This is a genomic window from Arthrobacter sp. Leaf234 (genome assembly GCF_001422665.1).
Taxonomy (GTDB): domain Bacteria; phylum Actinomycetota; class Actinomycetes; order Actinomycetales; family Micrococcaceae; genus Arthrobacter_D.
In genome coordinates, this window is the sequence record NZ_LMLU01000007.1 from 54065 (window position 1) to 69905 (window position 15841).

17 protein-coding genes and 1 riboswitch are annotated in these 15841 nt (G+C 72.0%); of the genes, 2 read left to right on the plus strand and 15 right to left on the minus strand.

Annotation, left to right across the window (positions count from 1 at the left end; genetic code table 11):
- Positions 1-4: 4 nt before the first annotated feature.
- From trpC to hisI, 5 genes are all read right to left on the minus strand, one after another.
- Positions 5-832, minus strand: coding sequence for an indole-3-glycerol phosphate synthase TrpC (trpC, locus tag ASF21_RS12495; RefSeq protein WP_055771741.1), 828 nt, complete (start codon positions 830-832; stop codon positions 5-7).
- A complete protein-coding gene (locus ASF21_RS12500; RefSeq protein WP_082471566.1) occupies positions 833-1081 on the minus strand; it encodes an HGxxPAAW family protein in 249 nt (82 codons plus the stop codon). It abuts the gene before it with no gap.
- Between the two features lie 144 nt (positions 1082-1225).
- Positions 1226-2089 (minus strand): Trp biosynthesis-associated membrane protein, encoded by an 864-nt coding sequence (locus tag ASF21_RS12505; RefSeq protein ID WP_055771748.1) that lies wholly within the window; start codon positions 2087-2089, stop codon positions 1226-1228.
- Complete coding sequence (locus tag ASF21_RS12510) at positions 2086-3639, minus strand: anthranilate synthase component I (protein ID WP_055771751.1); 1554 nt, start codon at positions 3637-3639, stop codon at positions 2086-2088. The genes ASF21_RS12505 and ASF21_RS12510 overlap by 4 nt, the downstream gene beginning before the upstream one ends.
- 5 nt (positions 3640-3644) lie before the next feature.
- Positions 3645-4097, minus strand: coding sequence for a phosphoribosyl-AMP cyclohydrolase (gene hisI / locus ASF21_RS12515; RefSeq protein ID WP_055771754.1), 453 nt, complete (start codon positions 4095-4097; stop codon positions 3645-3647).
- An 81-nt stretch (positions 4098-4178) separates the two neighbouring features.
- Between hisI and ASF21_RS12520 the strand changes: the two genes are divergently transcribed.
- Entirely contained in the window at positions 4179-4823 is a 645-nt protein-coding gene (locus ASF21_RS12520; RefSeq protein ID WP_055771757.1) for a TIGR03085 family metal-binding protein, read from the plus strand.
- 29 nt (positions 4824-4852) lie between these two features.
- On the opposite strand, the gene hisF is transcribed toward ASF21_RS12520, so the two are convergent.
- From hisF to aspS, 9 genes are all read right to left on the minus strand, one after another.
- Entirely contained in the window at positions 4853-5623 is a 771-nt protein-coding gene (hisF, locus tag ASF21_RS12525) for an imidazole glycerol phosphate synthase subunit HisF (protein WP_055771761.1), read from the minus strand.
- A gap of 10 nt (positions 5624-5633) precedes the next feature.
- Positions 5634-6476: an ATP phosphoribosyltransferase gene (gene hisG / locus ASF21_RS12530; protein ID WP_055771765.1), complete on the minus strand. Its 843-nt coding sequence runs from the start codon at positions 6474-6476 to the stop codon at positions 5634-5636.
- Between the two features lie 66 nt (positions 6477-6542).
- A complete protein-coding gene (locus ASF21_RS12535; protein WP_055771768.1) occupies positions 6543-6806 on the minus strand; it encodes a phosphoribosyl-ATP diphosphatase in 264 nt (87 codons plus the stop codon).
- A 71-nt stretch (positions 6807-6877) separates the two neighbouring features.
- On the minus strand, positions 6878-7363 hold the full coding sequence (ribH, locus tag ASF21_RS12540) for a 6,7-dimethyl-8-ribityllumazine synthase (protein WP_055771771.1): 486 nt from the start codon (positions 7361-7363) through the stop codon (positions 6878-6880).
- Positions 7360-8112: a 3,4-dihydroxy-2-butanone-4-phosphate synthase gene (gene ribB / locus ASF21_RS12545; RefSeq protein WP_082471539.1), complete on the minus strand. Its 753-nt coding sequence runs from the start codon at positions 8110-8112 to the stop codon at positions 7360-7362. The genes ribH and ribB overlap by 4 nt, the downstream gene beginning before the upstream one ends.
- Positions 8109-8762, minus strand: coding sequence for a riboflavin synthase (locus ASF21_RS12550; protein ID WP_055771774.1), 654 nt, complete (start codon positions 8760-8762; stop codon positions 8109-8111). The genes ribB and ASF21_RS12550 overlap by 4 nt, the downstream gene beginning before the upstream one ends.
- A gap of 103 nt (positions 8763-8865) precedes the next feature.
- Positions 8866-9924, minus strand: a complete 1059-nt coding sequence (gene ribD, locus ASF21_RS12555; protein WP_055771777.1) for a bifunctional diaminohydroxyphosphoribosylaminopyrimidine deaminase/5-amino-6-(5-phosphoribosylamino)uracil reductase RibD — start codon at positions 9922-9924, stop codon at positions 8866-8868.
- Entirely contained in the window at positions 9921-10604 is a 684-nt protein-coding gene (gene pnuC / locus ASF21_RS12560; protein WP_055771779.1) for a nicotinamide riboside transporter PnuC, read from the minus strand. The genes ribD and pnuC overlap by 4 nt, the downstream gene beginning before the upstream one ends.
- Positions 10605-10718: 114 nt before the next feature.
- Positions 10719-10861, minus strand: a riboswitch (FMN riboswitch).
- A gap of 163 nt (positions 10862-11024) precedes the next feature.
- Positions 11025-12803 (minus strand): aspartate--tRNA ligase, encoded by a 1779-nt coding sequence (gene aspS / locus ASF21_RS12565; RefSeq protein WP_082471540.1) that lies wholly within the window; start codon positions 12801-12803, stop codon positions 11025-11027.
- Positions 12804-12999: 196 nt separating this feature from the next.
- Between aspS and ASF21_RS12570 the strand changes: the two genes are divergently transcribed.
- A complete protein-coding gene (locus ASF21_RS12570; protein ID WP_055771782.1) occupies positions 13000-14283 on the plus strand; it encodes an APC family permease in 1284 nt (427 codons plus the stop codon).
- On the opposite strand, the gene hisS is transcribed toward ASF21_RS12570, so the two are convergent.
- On the minus strand, positions 14270-15598 hold the full coding sequence (gene hisS / locus ASF21_RS12575) for a histidine--tRNA ligase (protein ID WP_055772315.1): 1329 nt from the start codon (positions 15596-15598) through the stop codon (positions 14270-14272). The genes ASF21_RS12570 and hisS overlap by 14 nt on opposite strands.
- Positions 15599-15841 lie beyond the last annotated feature (243 nt).

Consider the following 15841-nt stretch of genomic DNA (forward strand, 5'->3'; position numbering starts at 1 on the left):
GCGTTCAGGCGCGCGCGGCCATGCCCGGCTCCCGCCAGGCGGTACGGCCCGTCCGGCGGAAATCCGCGATCGTCGCGGCCGGATCGTCGTGCCGGACGAGTGCCTCGCCGACGAGGACCGCGTGCGCGCCGTGGCCCGCGTACTCCTCGACGTCGGCGGCATCACGGACTCCCGACTCGGCGATGACGACGGTCCCCGCCGGGACCAGGTGGGCCAATCCGGCGAAGACGCCGCGGTCGATCTCGAGCGTCTTCAGATTGCGGACGTTGACACCGATGATCGGTGCCCCCGCCGCGACGGCGCGCCGTACCTCGTCCTCGGTGTGGGTCTCGACGATCGCGCTCATGCCGAGTTCGTGGGTGAGGGCGAGGAAGCCGGCGAGCTCGGCGTCGGTGAGTGCCGCGACGATCAGGAGCACGACGTCGGCGCCGTGGGCCCGCGCCTCCCAGATCTGGTAGGCGTCCACCGTGAAGTCCTTGCGGAGCACAGGCACCTGGACTGCTGCTCGGACGGCGTCGAGATCGGCCAGCGAACCCCCGAAGCGCCGCTCCTCGGTGAGCACGGAGATGACGGCGGCGCCGCCACGCTCGTAGGACGCGGCAAGGGACGCCGGATCGGCGATGTCCGCCAGGGCGCCCTTGGAGGGGCTGCTGCGCTTCACCTCGGCGATGACCGCGAGGTCTCCTCCCGCACCCGAGCCGAGCGCCGCGAAGGCGTCGATCGGCGCGGGAGCGGACGTCGCCGCCCTCCGGACGTCCTCGAGGGGAACGGCACGCCGACGCTCCGCGAGGTCCTCGCGGACGCCCCCGATGATGTCGTCGAGGACCGTCATCTAGTGGCCGTTGTTCTTGAGCTTGGAGCCGCCGACGCCGTAGCCGATCTTCCGGAGGACGAATCCGACGAGGAGGCCGACGAACATCACCGCGATCCCGATCCAGAAGAGGAGGGTGCCGAAGTCGTGGTTGCCCTCCGTGCTCGCCAGGATGTAGGCGAAGGAGGCCACAGCGGCACCGGCCAGCATGATGAGCACGCAGGTCCATGCCGCGGGGCTGTTGCCGTGACCGATCGTCTCGTCACCCATCCGGGCGTGGTTCGCGGGGGTGTTGCGGGTCGCGGAGGCGCGGGTCTCGGATGCCATGGTGAATCTCCTTCGAACGGGTCAGGTTCCATTCTGCCATTGATGGGGCGGTCGGGAGGAACCGGTGGGGACGTACGCGCCCGGCTCTCAGCCGGTCGGGTCGTTGCCCCGCGAGAGCTGGTCCCAGCTGTCGATCTCGTCCGCATGGGCGCTGGACCGGCCGCGGGAGGGACGCGCCGCGGCCGAGGATGCCCCGCCGGTCTCGTCCCCGGCGGGGAGCAGTGGGTCGGGGGGTGCATCGGGCGCGGCCGCGGACCGTGCCGCCGCGGAGGATGACGCGCCTCCCGGGACCGGGCGTCCGTCGACGGGACCTTCACTGCGGCCGTCGTCGTCATCGGCGGCCGGGACCACCCCGGGGGCTACGTCTCCCGTGGAAGGCGCGGGCGCTCCGGGCTGCAGGTCACCGGCAGCAGGCGTGACCGCCCGCGAGGCCCCGGCGTCGTATCGTCGGTTCACTCCCCAGGTGCGGCCCGCCAGGACCACCCAGGCGGCCGCGAGCACCAGGAGGACGCCGGCCGCGACGGCGAGCCACGGGAAGACGCCGGCCGTCGCCTCGGCACCGGCCAGGCCGCTCACGCCGATGGCCTCGCCGACGGCGGGTTCTGCAGCCGCCGCGGGATCGAGCGCGACACCCGCGCTGGACAGGGCGATACCGACGCCCGAGAGCACGAGGATCACGGCGATGACCCACCGAGCGAGGCGACCGGCGATCGACACGGCGAGGGCAGCCGCCAGGGCCACGAGGGCGAAAGCCGTCACGGGGGTCGACGCGTCGCTCCCGGCGATCATCAGGTCCGGCGTCTGCACGGCCTCCTGCGGCAGGCGGACGGTGAGCCAGGTCTGGGTCGTGGAACCGAAGGCCAGGAGCGCGAGGACCACGATCCCCATGACGACTATGCCGCGCCGCGCGAACCTGCCCGGCGCGGTGCGCTCGGTGCGTCCGGCACTCATGGTGCGTCCACCGCCGCGGGCCGGAGCCCGGCCGCGGTGAGGGCTGCCCGCAGGGGTGCCGCAGCCTTGTTCACGGTCTCGAGGGCCTCGGCCTCCAGCACCGAGTCGGCGACGATCCCGCCGCCGGCCTGGACGTATGCCGTGCCCTCGCGCAGGAGCGCGGAGCGGATGGCGATGGCCATGTCCATGTCGCCCGCGAAGTCGAGGTAGCCAACCACTCCTCCGTAGATGCCGCGGCGATGCGGTTCCACCTCGTCGATGAGGCGCAGTGCACGCGGCTTCGGGGCGCCGGAGAGTGTCCCGGCCGGGAAGGTCGCCGCGAGGACGTCGTAGGCCGTCTTCGCCGGCGAGAGCCGACCGACGACCGTGGAGACGAGGTGCATGATGTGGCTGAACTTCTCCACCTCCATGAACTGGGTGACGTCGACGCTGCCCGGCGTGCACACCTTGGAGAGGTCGTTCCGCGCGAGATCCACGAGCATGAGGTGCTCGGCCTTCTCCTTCGTGTCCGCCCGGAGTTCGACGGCGAGGTCGCGGTCCTCCTCCGTGGTCCTGCCGCGGGGGCGCGAGCCCGCGATGGGGTGGGTGATGACCTCGTCGCCCGTGACGGTGACGAGTGCCTCCGGCGAGCTGCCAACGATCGAGTAGCCGCGTCCGTCGGAATCCTCGAGGCTGAACAGGTACATGTAGGGGCTCGGGTTGGTGGTCCGCAGGATGCGGTAGACGTCCAGCGGAGAAGCGTCGCACTCGATCTCGAAGCGGCGGCTGATGACGACCTGGAAGACCTCGCCGTCGACGATGGCCCGCTTGCCGCGCTCGATCGCGCGCAGGTACTCCGGCTCGAACCAGGACTCCCGGACGCGCTCCATCGACTCCTCCGCCGTTGGCGTGCCCTCGGCCATGACGGACACGGCGAGCTCGGCCGGGGCGACGAGCGTGGCGAGCATGGCGCGCACCCGCGCTACGGCGTCGTGCCAGGCCTCGTCGACCCGCTCGTCGGTGCCGTCGAAGTTGACGGCGTTGGCGACGAGGGTGAGCGAGCCCTCGGAGTTGTCATGGATGGCGAGGTCGGAGACCAGGCACATCGCCAGTTCGGGCAGCAGGAGATCGTCCTCGGGCGGACTCGTCAGCCGTTCCCAGTGCCGCACGGCCTCCCAGCCCACGAAGCCGACCATGCCGGAGGTGAAGGGAGGCAGTTCCTCGAAGCGCTCCGTGCGCAGGGCCTCGACGGTGAGGCGGAGCGCCTCGACGGGATCGCCTGCGACCGGCACGCCGGCCGGCGGCTCGCCCAGCCAGTGCGCTTCGCCGTCGCGCGTGGTCAGGGTTGCCCGGGAGTGCGCCCCGATGAACGAGTAGCGCGACCAGACGCCGCCGACGGCCGCGGATTCCATGAGGAAGGTGCCCGGGCGGCCGTCCGCGAGCTTGCGGTAGATCCCGATGGGCGTGTGCGCATCCGCCAGGACCTTCAGGTGCACGGGCACCACGCGCCGCGCCTTCGCCAGGTCGCGGAACTCCTCGAGGGTGGGGCTGATGGTGCCGAGCTGCTGCATGCGGGTCAGGATCCTTCCGCGTCGGGACGGCTGGAGGTGACGGAGGGCAGGTCGCGGCCGTCGAAGCACGTGCGGGTGCCGGTGTGGCAGGCGGCGCCTTCCTGGTCGACGGTGACGAGCAGGGCGTCTCCGTCGCAGTCAAGGGCGACGCCCTTGACCCACTGACGGTGTCCGGAGGTGTCGCCCTTCCGCCAGTATTCGTCGCGTGACCGGGAGAAGAAGGTGACCCGACCCGTGGTCAGGGTCCGGCGGAGGGCCTCCTCGTCCATCCAGCCGAGCATGAGCACCTCGAGCGTGTCGTACTGCTGGACGACGGCGGCGACCAGGCCGGCGTCGTCCTTCTTGAGGGCCCCGGCGATCGCGGGATCGAGCAGGGGCGCGTCGCGCGCCGCCTGGCGTTCGGAGACCGGAGGAGCGCCTGTTCCGGCGGCGGACGGGGAGGACGTGGTGGGAGGCATCACCCCTGATTCTAGTGCGGCCCCGACGGCGGCGCGGCGCGCCTGCCACCGCCCTCGCGTGGCGTGCTAGTTTCAGCAGTGATGCACTACGTAACCCCGTCCCGCGAGGTCCTGGCCGAGACGCTCCTGGCAGCCGGTCCCGATGCCCCCACGCTCTGTGAGGGGTGGCACACGCGCGATCTGGCGGCGCATCTGTACCTGCGCGAGCACAAGCCGGCCCTGGGCCTCGGCATGGTCGTGAAGAGGTTCGCCCCGATTACCGAGCGCGCCACGCGGGAGACGGCCGAACGTGCCGGATCCCCGGCGGGCTACGAGGCGCTCGTGCGGCGTTTCCTCGCCGGTCCACCCGCGCTCTCGCCGATGCGCCTCAATGCCGTCGACAAGAGCGCCAACCTGATCGAGTACTTCGTCCACACCGAGGACGTCCGGCGGGCCGGCTCGCGCTGGGCACCGAGGGCGCTCGACGAGGACTACGCGAACGCCCTGTGGGAGGAACTCGTGAAGCGCGCCGCCATCCTCTACCGCGGCGTGGATCTCGGGATCGTGCTGGTGCGGACGGACGGTCCCCGCCACGTCGCGAAGCGCGCACCCGTATCGGTGGCCATCGTGGGCGAGCCGGGCGAACTGCTCATGCACGCCCACGGTCGCCGTGCCCAGGCACTCGTCACGTTCGAGGGCGGGCCCGATGCCGTCGCCCTGCTCGAGAGTGCCGACGTCGGTCTCTGAATCCTCCCGCTGCAGGCAGGACCCGGCGCCTAGCGGACGGGGTACCCTGCCGCGCGGATCGCGGCCTTGACGTCCGCGATCGCGGACACCGGACCGAAGTGGAAGACGGAGGCCGCCAGCACGGCGTCCGCGCCGGCCTCGACGGCGGGCGGGAAGTGTGCGGGCTCGCCCGCACCGCCCGAGGCGATGAGCGGCACGCCGACGGCCGCCCGTACGGCGCGGATGAGTTCGAGGTCGAACCCCTCCTTGGTTCCGTCGGCGTCGATCGAGTTCAGCAGGATCTCCCCCACCCCGCGGTCGGCGGCCTCCTTCGCCCAGGCGACGGCGTCGATCCCGGTACCCTTGCGGCCGCCGTAGGTCGTCACCTCGAAGCCCGACGGCGTCGCGGCGTCCCGGGTCCGGCGCGCGTCGAGCGACAGGACGAGGACCTGGGCACCGAAGTGCTTCGTGATCTCGTCGATCACGGCCGGCCGCGCGACGGCGGCGGTGTTGATCGAGGCCTTGTCCGCGCCGTACCGCAGGAGGCGGTCCACGTCGGAGATCTCGCGGACTCCCCCGCCCACCGTCAGCGGGATGAAGACCTCCTCGGCGGTCCGCGAGACGACGTCGAACGTGGTCTCGCGGTTGCCGGAGGAGGCGGTCACGTCGAGGAACGTGAGCTCGTCGGCACCGGCCCGGTCGTAGCGGTGCGCGAGCTCCACCGGGTCCCCGGCGTCACGCAGGTCCTCGAAGTTGACCCCTTTGACCACGCGTCCGGCGTCAACGTCGAGGCAGGGGATCACGCGGATGGCGACACTCATGCTCGCCTCCCTAGATCCTGCAGGCGTGGATGGTGCTGACGAGGATGGCGCGCGCACCGAGCTCGTACAGCTCGTCCATGATGCGGTTGGTCTGGTTCCGCCGGACCATGGAGCGCACCGCGACCCACTCGGAGTCGCGCAGGGGTGAGACGGTCGGGGACTCGAGGCCGGGGGTCAGGGCCGCCGCCGCGTCGACGAGGTCCTTCCGGACGTCGTAGTCCATCATCACGTACTGCCGGGCCACGAGGACGCCCTGCAGGCGGCGCAGGAGCACGTCGAGGCCCACGGGGGCCTCCCCCGCGCGGCCGATGAGCACGGCCTCGCTCTGCAGGATGGGATCACCGAAGATCTCCATCCCCGCGGCGCGCAGCGTGTTGCCGGTCTCGACAACGTCGGCGATGGCATCGGCGACGCCGAGGCGCACGGAGGACTCCACGGCGCCGTCGAGCCGGACCACCGACGCCGTGATGCCGCGCTCGGCGAGGTAGTCCTTCAGCAGGCCCTCGTAGCTCGTGGCGAGCCGCTTGCCCTCGAGCTGCTCGAGGGCGTCGAAGTCGCCGACCGGACCGGCGAAGCGGAAAGTGGACGCGCCGAAGCCGAGCTGCATGAGCTCCTCCGCCTTCACCTGCGCGTCGAGGAACAGGTCACGGCCGGTGATCCCGACGTCGAGCGTCCCGGAACCGACGTACACCGCGATGTCGCGGGGCCGCAGGAAGAAGAACTCGATCTCGTTCTCGGGGTCCACGAGGACGAGCTCGCGGGAGTCGCGGCGCTGGCGGTAGCCGGCCTCGGCGAGCATGGACGAGGCGGCCTCGGAGAGGGCGCCCTTGTTGGGGACTGCTACACGGAGCATGGGGTACTTTCGCGTCAGGAGGGTGGGACAGGCGATCGTGGGCCGCGGGCGGGTGCGCCGGCGCGGCTAGAGATGCTTGTAGACGTCCTGGAGCGTGAGTCCCTTCGCGATCATGAGGACCTGCAGGTGGTAGAGCAGCTGCGAGATCTCCTCGGCGGCGTCCTCCGTCGACTCGTACTCCGCGGCCATCCAGACCTCGGCGGCCTCCTCGACGACCTTCTTGCCGATGCCGTGCACGCCCGAGTCGAGTTCCGCGACGGTGCGCGACCCCGCAGGGCGCTCGACGGCCTTGGCGCTGAGCTCCTCGAACAGGGAATCAAAGGTTTTCACATCCCCTAGGCTATCGGCTCSCCGCACCGGCTCGGCACGCCCGGCCCGCTCTGTGACGGATGCCTCGGCCGTCACCGCCCGAAGGCCCGGAGGACGGAGGCCGTGGCCAGCGCGGCGGAGACCGCCTCGTGGCCCTTGTCCTCGGAGGAGCCGGGCAGGCCGGCGCGGTCGAGGCCCTGCTGCTCGGTGTCGCAGGTCAGGACCCCGAAGCCGACCGGTACGCCCGTCCGGACGCTGACGTCGGTCAGGCCGGAGGTCGCGGCCTGGCACACGTACTCGAAGTGGGGCGTCCCGCCGCGGATGACGACGCCGAGGGCAGCGACCGCGTCGACGTGCGGGGCGATGCGCGCGGCGGCGACGGCCAGCTCGAAACTACCCGGCACGCGGACCTCGGTGACGTCCGCCCCCGCTTCCGCGGCGGCACGCCGGGCGCCGTCGAGCAGACCGTCCATGATCTGCGTGTGCCAGCTCGCCGCGATGATCGCGAGCCGCAGTGGCGCGCCGTCCTGAGTGGTGAGTGCGCTGATGTCGATGCTGGGTGCTCCGTGGCCGCTCATGATGTTCCTTCCGGGGTGGTGTCGCTGGGGATGTCGAGGGGGTGTTCAGGGGTGTCCGGACGATGGACTGCACCGCCGGCGCCGGTGCTGCCGTCGGGCCCGGACGCTGCACGTGCCCCGAGGAAGACGACGAGGTCCTCGATGGAGACGAGGGGGATGCCGTGCTCGTCGGCGAACCGGCGCAGGGCCGGCAGCCGCATCATGTCGCCGTCGTCGTGCACGAGTTCCGCGATCACCGCGGCCGGGCGCTTGCCCGCGAGGACACTGAGCTCCACCCCGGCCTCGGTGTGGCCGGCCCGCTCGCGCACGCCGCCCGGTGCAGCGCGGAGGGGGAAGACGTGGCCCGGCCGGGTGACATCCGTGGGCCCGCTGGCGCCGTCCGCCAGGACACGCGCGGTCCGGGCCCGGTCCGCGGCGCTGATGCCCGTGCTGACGCCCGTCGCGGCGTCGCAGGACACGGTGTAGGCCGTGCCCTTGGAATCCTCGTTCACGGCGGTCATCGGCGGCAGGAGGAGGCGGTCCGCATCCTCAGCGCGGAGCGGGACGCACAGCACACCGGAGGTCCACCGCACGGTCCAGCCGACGAGCTGCGGGGTCGCGTCCTCGGCGGCGAAGACGATGTCGCCCTCGTTCTCGCGGTCCTCGTCGTCGACCACGACGACTGCACCGCCGGCCGCGATGGCGGCGACCGCGTCCTCGACGGGATCGAGGCGGAGGAGTGTCGTGTCGCGGGCCGGCTCGCGGATCACTGCGCGTCCCCGGACGTGTCCTGCCGCCGGGCGTCGACCGCCGCGAAACCGAGCAGGCGCTCGGCGTACTTGGCGAGCACGTCCATCTCGAGGTTCACGGGATCGCCGATGGCCTTGGCGCCGAGACCGGTCTCCCTGAGGGTCGTGGGAATGAGGCCGACCTCGAACCACTGGTCGCTCTCGTCCGGCGCACTCACCGCGGTCACGGTCAGGGACACGCCGTCGATCGCGACGGACCCCTTCTCGGCGGCGTACCGGCCGAGCGTCGCGGGCAGGCCGAAGCGGAGCCGGTGCCAGGCGCCGAGGTCCTCGCGCTCGAGGAGCACCCCGATGCCGTCGACATGGCCCTGGACGACATGACCGTCGAGGCGTCCGCCGGCCGGCACGCAGCGCTCGAGGTTGACGGGCGTCCCGGGCTGCAGCCCGCCCGTGGTGGTGCGGCGGAGGGTCTCGCCCATGACGTCGACGCCCACGCGCCCGCCGTCGAGCGTCACCGCGGTGAGGCAGACGCCGTTGACGGCGATCGACGCCCCTGGGCTGAGGTCCCTCCCGGTCTCGGGCGCCTCGAAGACGAGCAGCGCGCTCTCGCCGTCGGGCGTGACGTCGAGTGAGACGACGCTGCCCTGCTCGGACACGATTCCTGTGAACACGGGTACTTCCTTCGGGTGGGTCGGGAGGGGATGGAGCGACGGGTGGGTCTACCTGGATCGACCGGGGGTCAAGTCGTCCGGCGTCGGACGCCGGACGGGCTGCTCACCCGGGCGGCGGCCGGAGGTGCAGCCGGACATCCGCCCCGAGTCGGTGGACGGCCGGTCCGCCCGCCTCGTCCAGGCCCCAACGCGGGGCAGCGGCGAGGGAGTCGATCCCCAGGTCGGGGAAGGCGGGAGCGCCGTCACCGAGGACCACGGGCGCCACGTAGCTGACCAGTTCGTCGACTACACCTGCACGGAGGAAGGCGGCGGCGATCCGCGGTCCCCCCTCGACAAGGAGGTGCCGCACCCCCCGGGCGAAGAGTCCATCGAGGGCGGCGCGGACGTCCCGGGTGGTCAGGTGGACGAAGCCCGGACCCCGGATGGCGGCCTCGCAGGGCACCGGGGTCAGCCCCATCACGACGCGCAGGGTCGCCCTGGCTCCCGCGGACGTCCCGTCCACCGCGGGCCCGCCGCGCGCGGTGAGGCGCGGATCGTCGTCGCGCACCGTCCCGCTGCCCACGAGGACCGCGTCGGCGAGGGCCCGGAGGCGGTGGCCGTCGGCGCGCGCCTCCGGTCCGGTGATCCACTGGCTGGTGCCGTCGACCGCCGCCACCCGCCCGTCGAGCGACTGGGCCGATTTCACTGTCACGAAGGGGCGACCCGCTGCGACGGACGCCGTCCAGCGCTCGTTGAGGTGCTGCGACGCTTCCGCTTCCACCCCGCCGACGCACCCGACGCCCGCTGCGCGGAGCCGGCCCGCGCCGCCCGCCGCTGGTCCGTTGACGTCATCCGCGGCGAAGACCACGCGGGCCACACCGGCGCTGATGAGCGCCTCGCTGCACGGGCCGGTGCGTCCCGTGTGGTTGCACGGTTCGAGCGTGACCACCATCGTGCCGCCGCGGGGGTCGTGCCCGCGGTCCCCGGCGTCCGCGAGGGCCGCGGGTTCCGCGTGGGGGGTGCCGGCGCCCCGGTGGTGCCCCTCCCCGAGGACCGTGCCGTCGGGAGCCAGGAGGACGGCGCCGACGAGGGGGTTCGCGCCACGCACGCCGAGACCGGCGAGCTCCAGCGCGCGCAGCATCGCCCTCGCCTCGGCCTCCGCCACCCGCGTCGTCGTGCTCATCGGAGGCTGGGGTCGGGCAGGAGGGCCTCGACACGGGGTTGCGCCGTGCGCTGGGCCCTGGCCCACACGAAGAAGCCCACCAGGGTGAAGACCCCGTAGAAGGCGTACATGACGGCGCTCGCGTAGTAGCCGGCACTGAACAGCAGGGGAACACCCACGAGGTCCACGGCCACCCAGACCAGCCAGAACTCGACCCAGCCCCTGGCCATGCCGTAGGTGGCGAGGAGAGACCCGACGAAGGTCCAGGCATCGGCCCACACGGGCTCGTAGGAACCGAGCACGCGGAAGAGGGGGGTGAGGGCGACGGTCCCCAGGACCATGAAGGCGACCATGCCGATCCTGGCCCTGGTCCCGGCCCACCGGGGCGTCACGGCCTGCCCGCCCCCGTGACGGCTCGCCTGCCACTGGCGCCACCCGTATACGGAGACGGCGATGAACATGACCTGGCGGCCGGCCTGGCCGAGGAGGTTGGCGGCACTCGCGGCGCCGAAGACGGAACCGAGGAAGACGGTGAGGAGGAGGACGTTGCCGACGATGCCGACCGGCCAGGCCCAGACCCGGCGCCGCATGCCGCCGAGGGCGCTGAGCAGCCCGAAGACGTTGCCCACCACCTCACGGAGCAGCAGGGAGCCGTTGCCTACGGGGATGCGGGCTTCGAAGAGCCACTGCAGAAAATCCATGCCGATCCTTCGCCGCTACGACGGCTCCGGGTGATGGCAGCAGTGGACCCCGTGCCGCGGCGGACCACGGCAGAGCCGCGGCCCATCGATCGGGCAGCGGACAGTGCACTGCTGTGCGTGCTTCTCCCATCCAGACTTTGACTGTCGGTCCCGGAATTCCACCGGCTCAACCGCCCTCGTTCCGCGGGTGCGGAACGACGGAGCGGGTCGCGGACTATCACCGCCGGTTCGGACTTACACCGACCCCGGAGCACGTACTGCGCCGATTATTTCACAGTGCCCGCGGACCCACCGTCGGATCGTCATAATTCGTCCGACAGCGATCACCGCGAGCGTGGCGCATGAGGCCCCGGACGCCTGAGGGACGGGACACCCCTGCCGGGTGTCCCGTCCCTCAGGGCGCGGAGGAACCTGACCGGCCTACTGGTCGGCCGTGGTCTCCGACCTGGGCTTCGCGTCGACGCCCGCCTCCTTGCGCTGCTGCGCCGTGATGGGCGCGGGGGCGGCGGTGAGCGGGTCGTAGCCGCCGCCGGACTTCGGGAACGCGATGACGTCGCGGATGGAGTCCGTGCCGGCCAGCAGCGACACCACGCGGTCCCAGCCGAGCGCGATCCCGCCGTGGGGAGGCGCTCCGTACTTGAAGCCCTCGAGCAGGAACCCGAACTTCTCCTGGGCCTCCTCGGCGCTCAGTCCCATGACCGCGAACACGCGCTCCTGGACGTCACGCTGGTGGATACGGATGGATCCGCCACCGAGCTCGTTCCCGTTGCACACGATGTCGTACGCGTAGGCGAGGGCGTTCTCCGGATCCGAGTCGAACGTGTCCATGAACTCGGGTTTCGGCGACGTGAAGGCGTGGTGCACGGCCGTCCACGCGCCGCCACCCACGGCGACGTCGCCCGCGGCCACCGCGGCCGACGCGGGCTCGAACATCGGAGCGTCAACGACCCACACGAACGCCCAGTCACCCTCCTTGACGAGTCCCGTGCGTCGGCCGATCTCGACCCGTGCGGCGCCGAGGATGGCGCGCGAGGACGCAGCGTCCCCGGCGGCGAAGAAGATGCAATCGCCGGGGCTCGCGCCGGTCGCCGCAGCGAGGCCCTCGCGCTCCGCGTCGGTCAGGTTCTTCGCGACCGGGCCGCGCAGGCTCCCGTCGTCGTCGATGAGGACGTACGCGAGGCCCTTGGCGCCGCGCTGCTTGGCCCACTCCTGCCAGGCATCGAGCTGGCGGCGGGGCTGCGACGCGCCACCGGGCATGACGACGGCGCCGACGTAGGGGGCCTTGAACACACCGAAGCCGGTGTCCTTGAAGAACCGGGTCAGCTCGCTGAGCTCCAGACCGAAGCGCAGGTCGGGCTTGTCGGAGCCGTACTTCGCCATGGCGTCCGCGTAGGTCATGCGGCGGATGGGCAGCGGCACGTCGACGTCGATGAGCTTCCACAGGCGGGAGACGAGCTGCTCGCCGAGCGCGATGATGTCGTCCTCCTCGACGAAGCTCGCCTCGATGTCGAGCTGCGTGAACTCCGGCTGGCGGTCCGCGCGGAAGTCCTCGTCGCGGTAGCAGCGGGCCAGCTGGTAGTACTTCTCGAAGCCGCCCACCTGGAGGAGCTGCTTGAACAGCTGCGGGGACTGCGGCAGGGCGTACCAGGAGCCGGGGGCGAGCCGCGCGGGAACGAGGAAGTCGCGCGCGCCCTCGGGTGTCGAGCGTGTCAGGGTGGGGGTCTCGATCTCCACGAACCCGTCCTGGTGCAGCAGCTCGCGCGCCACGCGGCTCGCCTCGGAACGCAGGCGCAGGTTGGCCTGGGGGCCCGGACGGCGGAGGTCGAGGTAGCGGTGGCGGAGGCGTGCCTCCTCGCCGACCTCGACGTGCTCGTCGATCTGGAACGGCAGGGGGTCCGAGGTGTTGAGGATGGTCACGGAGTCCGCGATCACCTCGACGGCGCCCGTGGGGAGGGCGGGGTTCTCGTTGCCCTCGGGGCGCTGCTGCACGGTGCCGACGATCTGCAGGACGTACTCGTTGCGGAGGCTCGAGAAGACGTCCTCCTCGCGGACCACGACCTGCGCGAAACCGGAGGCGTCACGGAGGTCGAGGAAGGCCACGCCGCCGTGGTCGCGGCGTCGCGCGACCCAGCCCGCCAGGGTGACCGATTGTCCTACGTGCTCGGGCCGAAGGGAGCCGAGTTCATGCGTGCGGAGCACAGCATTCCTTCCCACAGGGGTGTCAGATGAATCGCAGGTGCCGATGCGCCTGCCTACAGTTGGTGCGAACCGAGTCAACTTTACCGGTCCGCCCCCGGGCGCCCGGACACTGTCCGGCCGGAGGAGGACGGCGCCCGGCCGTCCTGCCCGACCGGCGCGATCAGCCGCCCGGCGGCCACCCCGTCCGAGGAGGACCATGTCCCAGCAACCAGCCCTGCGCCGCGTGATGGGCGCCTTCGACGCGACCACCGTGGGCTTGGGCGCGATGATCGGTGCCGGCGCCTTCGCGGTCTTCGCGCCTGCGGCAGCCGCCGCGGGGCGGTTCCTGCCCCTGGCGATCCTCATCGCCGGCCTCGTCGCCTACTGCAACGCCTCCGCCACGGCCTCCCTGGCCGTCCGCTACCCGTCCAGCGGCGGCGCGTACGTCTACGGCCGCGAACAGCTCGGTCACTGGACCGGCTTCCTCGCGGGCTGGAGCTTCGTGACGGGAAAGCTGGCCTCCTGCGCGGCGATGGCCCTGACGTTCGGCCTCTACGCCGCCCCGGGCTTCGAGAAGGCAGCGGCCGTCGCCGCCGTCGCCGCACTCACGGCCGTCAATCTCCTCGGCGTGACGCGCACGGCCCTCGCGACCCGCGTGATCGTCTCGCTCGTGGTCCCGGTGATCGCCTTCGTGATCGTGGTCGCCCTCAGCACGCCCCCGGCGGAGGGCGCCTCCGACACCGTGCCCGTGGGGGCCGGCGGGGTCCTGCAGGCGGCGGCCCTGCTGTTCTTCGCCTTCGCCGGGTACGCCCGCATCGCGACGATGGGCGAGGAGGTCCGAAACCCCCACAGGACCATCCCGCTGGCCATCCTCGGCGCCCTCGGTTTCACGCTGGTCCTCTACCTCGTGCTGGGGGTGTCCCTGCTCAGGGTGCTCGGGCCGGCCGCCCTGGCGGAAGCCTCCGCACCCCTGCGCGACGTGTTCGACGCCGCGGTGCCCGGCGAGGGCTCGATGGGCCGGGGCGGCGCCGTCGTGACCCTCGCCGCGGCCCTCGCGAGCCTGGGCGCGCTGCTCGCGCTCATCGCCGGGGTCGGGCGGACGAGCCTCGCGATGGCCCGCGGACGCGACCTGCCGCAGCTGCTGGGGCGCGTCTCGCGGCGCTTCGGCGTCCCCTGGATCGCTGACATCGCCACGGCCGTGGTGGTCGTGGTGCTCCTGCTGGCCACGGACGTGCTGACGGTGGTGGGCTTCTCGAGCTTCGGCGTCCTGCTGTACTACGCGATCGCGAACATCGCGGCCTTCACCCTGACGGACCGGCAGTGGTACGCGCCGCGCTGGCTGAACGTGGCCGGCGCGCTCGCCTGCCTCGTCCTCGCTTTCACGCTCCCGGCGACGTCGGTGGTCACCATGCTGGTGGTGCTCGCCGTCGGACTCGTCGGCCGGGCGATCGTGCTCGCCCGGCGGGCGCGCGACGGCGTGAGCGGGGTCAGGCGCGGGTGATCACCGGACGCAGGTCAGCCGACGGGGGCATCCACGTGGCGGGATCGGCCACCACCTGATCGCCGGACCGGATGTCCTTCACCTCGTGCGTGCCGTCCGCAGCCGTGAACCAGACGAACGGGATACCCCGTCGATCGGCGAACCTGATCTGCTTGCCGAACTTCTCGGCACCCGCAGCGACCTCCGCGGAGATCCCGCGCAGGCGCAGGGCCGCGGCGACGTCCTGCGCCTGCGACCACGCGTCATCGTCGGCGAGTGCCACGAGGACGGCCGTGGGCACGGCGCGGGAGGCGGTCGCGAAGCCCTGGCTGAGCATGCGCGAGACGATGCGCGTCACCCCGATCGACAGGCCGACACCGGGGAAGGTGCGGTTGCCCTTCCGGGCGAGGGAGTCGTAGCGGCCGCCCGAGCAGATGGAGCCGAGGCCCTCGTGCCCGTCGAGGACCGTCTCGTAGACGGTCCCCGTGTAGTAGTCGAGACCGCGGGCGATACTGAGGTCCGCGACGACCCGGCCCGGGGCGCGACGTGCCGCCTCGCCGACCACCTGGCGGAGCTCGTCGAGGCCCTCCTCCAGCAGGTCGTTCGTCACCCCGAGGGCACGCACCTGGTCCACGAAGGACGTGTCCGGCGTGCGGATGCCCGCCAGCTCGAGGGCGAGCTCCACCTGCCTGTCGTCGGCACCTGTCTCGTCCCGCAGCAGGGCGCCGACCTTCTCCGGGCCGATCTTCTCCAGCTTGTCGATGCTGCGCAGCACCGCGGCCGTGTCCTCGAGACCGATCCCCCGGTAGAACCCCTCCGCCAGCTTGCGGTTGTTGACGCGGAGCGTGACGTCGGGAATCGGGAGGGCCCCCAGGGCCTCGACGACGGCGAGGGCGAGCTCGACGTCGTACCGGAACGGCAGGACGCCGTCACCCACCACGTCGATGTCCGCCTGCGTGAACTCGCGGGCCCTGCCCTCCTGCGGGCGCTCACCCCGCCAGCACTTCTGGATCTGGAACCGGCGGAACGGGAAGGCGAGGTGCCCCGCGTTCTCGACGACGTAGCGGGCGAACGGGACCGTGAGGTCGTAGTGCAGCGCCAGTCCGCTCTCCGACGCCGAGGCCTCCTCGGCCTGAAGCCGCGAGACGGCGTAGACCTCCTTGTCGATCTCGCCCTTGCGCAGGAGGTGCTCCACGGTCTCGACGGCGCGCGTCTCGATGCTCGAGAACCCGTGCAGCTCGAACGTGCGCTGCAGGACCTCGAGGACGTGCAGCTCGATCAGGCGCTCTTCCGGGAGCCACTCGGGAAAGCCGGACAGTGATGCCTTGCGGGCCATGGTGTTGATCTCCTCCTGCACGGGGTCCGGTCACCGCGGCCGTGCTGCCGGCGGTCCGGTTCTGCGGCCTCAATCCTAGGCGTCAGGCAGGGCAGCCGGAAAAGGAACGGCAGGCGGTGACAGGGGCCGGGCGCCGCTCGGGTGGACGCACCGGCGTGATCCGCGCCGGGACGCGGAACGGAGGGCAGTGGGTAAAGTAGCCTCAGGGGCAGGAATCGCGGTACTGCCGGTGTCGAGCAGGGG

What these genes read in the sequence shown, in the direction of transcription:
- trpC (WP_055771741.1), bottom strand. Translation starts at nt 832, where the DNA reads ATGACGGTCCTCGACGACATCATCGGGGGCGTCCGCGAGGACCTCGCG.
- ASF21_RS12500 (WP_082471566.1), bottom strand. Translation starts at nt 1,081, where the DNA reads ATGGGTGACGAGACGATCGGTCACGGCAACAGCCCCGCGGCATGGACC.
- ASF21_RS12505 (WP_055771748.1), bottom strand. Translation starts at nt 2,089, where the DNA reads ATGAGTGCCGGACGCACCGAGCGCACCGCGCCGGGCAGGTTCGCGCGG.
- ASF21_RS12510 (WP_055771751.1), bottom strand. Translation starts at nt 3,639, where the DNA reads ATGCAGCAGCTCGGCACCATCAGCCCCACCCTCGAGGAGTTCCGCGAC.
- hisI (WP_055771754.1), bottom strand. Translation starts at nt 4,097, where the DNA reads ATGCCTCCCACCACGTCCTCCCCGTCCGCCGCCGGAACAGGCGCTCCT.
- ASF21_RS12520 (WP_055771757.1), top strand. Translation starts at nt 4,179, where the DNA reads ATGCACTACGTAACCCCGTCCCGCGAGGTCCTGGCCGAGACGCTCCTG.
- hisF (WP_055771761.1), bottom strand. Translation starts at nt 5,623, where the DNA reads ATGAGTGTCGCCATCCGCGTGATCCCCTGCCTCGACGTTGACGCCGGA.
- hisG (WP_055771765.1), bottom strand. Translation starts at nt 6,476, where the DNA reads ATGCTCCGTGTAGCAGTCCCCAACAAGGGCGCCCTCTCCGAGGCCGCC.
- ribH (WP_055771771.1), bottom strand. Translation starts at nt 7,363, where the DNA reads ATGAGCGGCCACGGAGCACCCAGCATCGACATCAGCGCACTCACCACT.
- ribD (WP_055771777.1), bottom strand. Translation starts at nt 9,924, where the DNA reads ATGAGCACGACGACGCGGGTGGCGGAGGCCGAGGCGAGGGCGATGCTG.
- pnuC (WP_055771779.1), bottom strand. Translation starts at nt 10,604, where the DNA reads ATGGATTTTCTGCAGTGGCTCTTCGAAGCCCGCATCCCCGTAGGCAAC.
- ASF21_RS12570 (WP_055771782.1), top strand. Translation starts at nt 13,000, where the DNA reads ATGTCCCAGCAACCAGCCCTGCGCCGCGTGATGGGCGCCTTCGACGCG.
- hisS (WP_055772315.1), bottom strand. Translation starts at nt 15,598, where the DNA reads ATGGCCCGCAAGGCATCACTGTCCGGCTTTCCCGAGTGGCTCCCGGAA.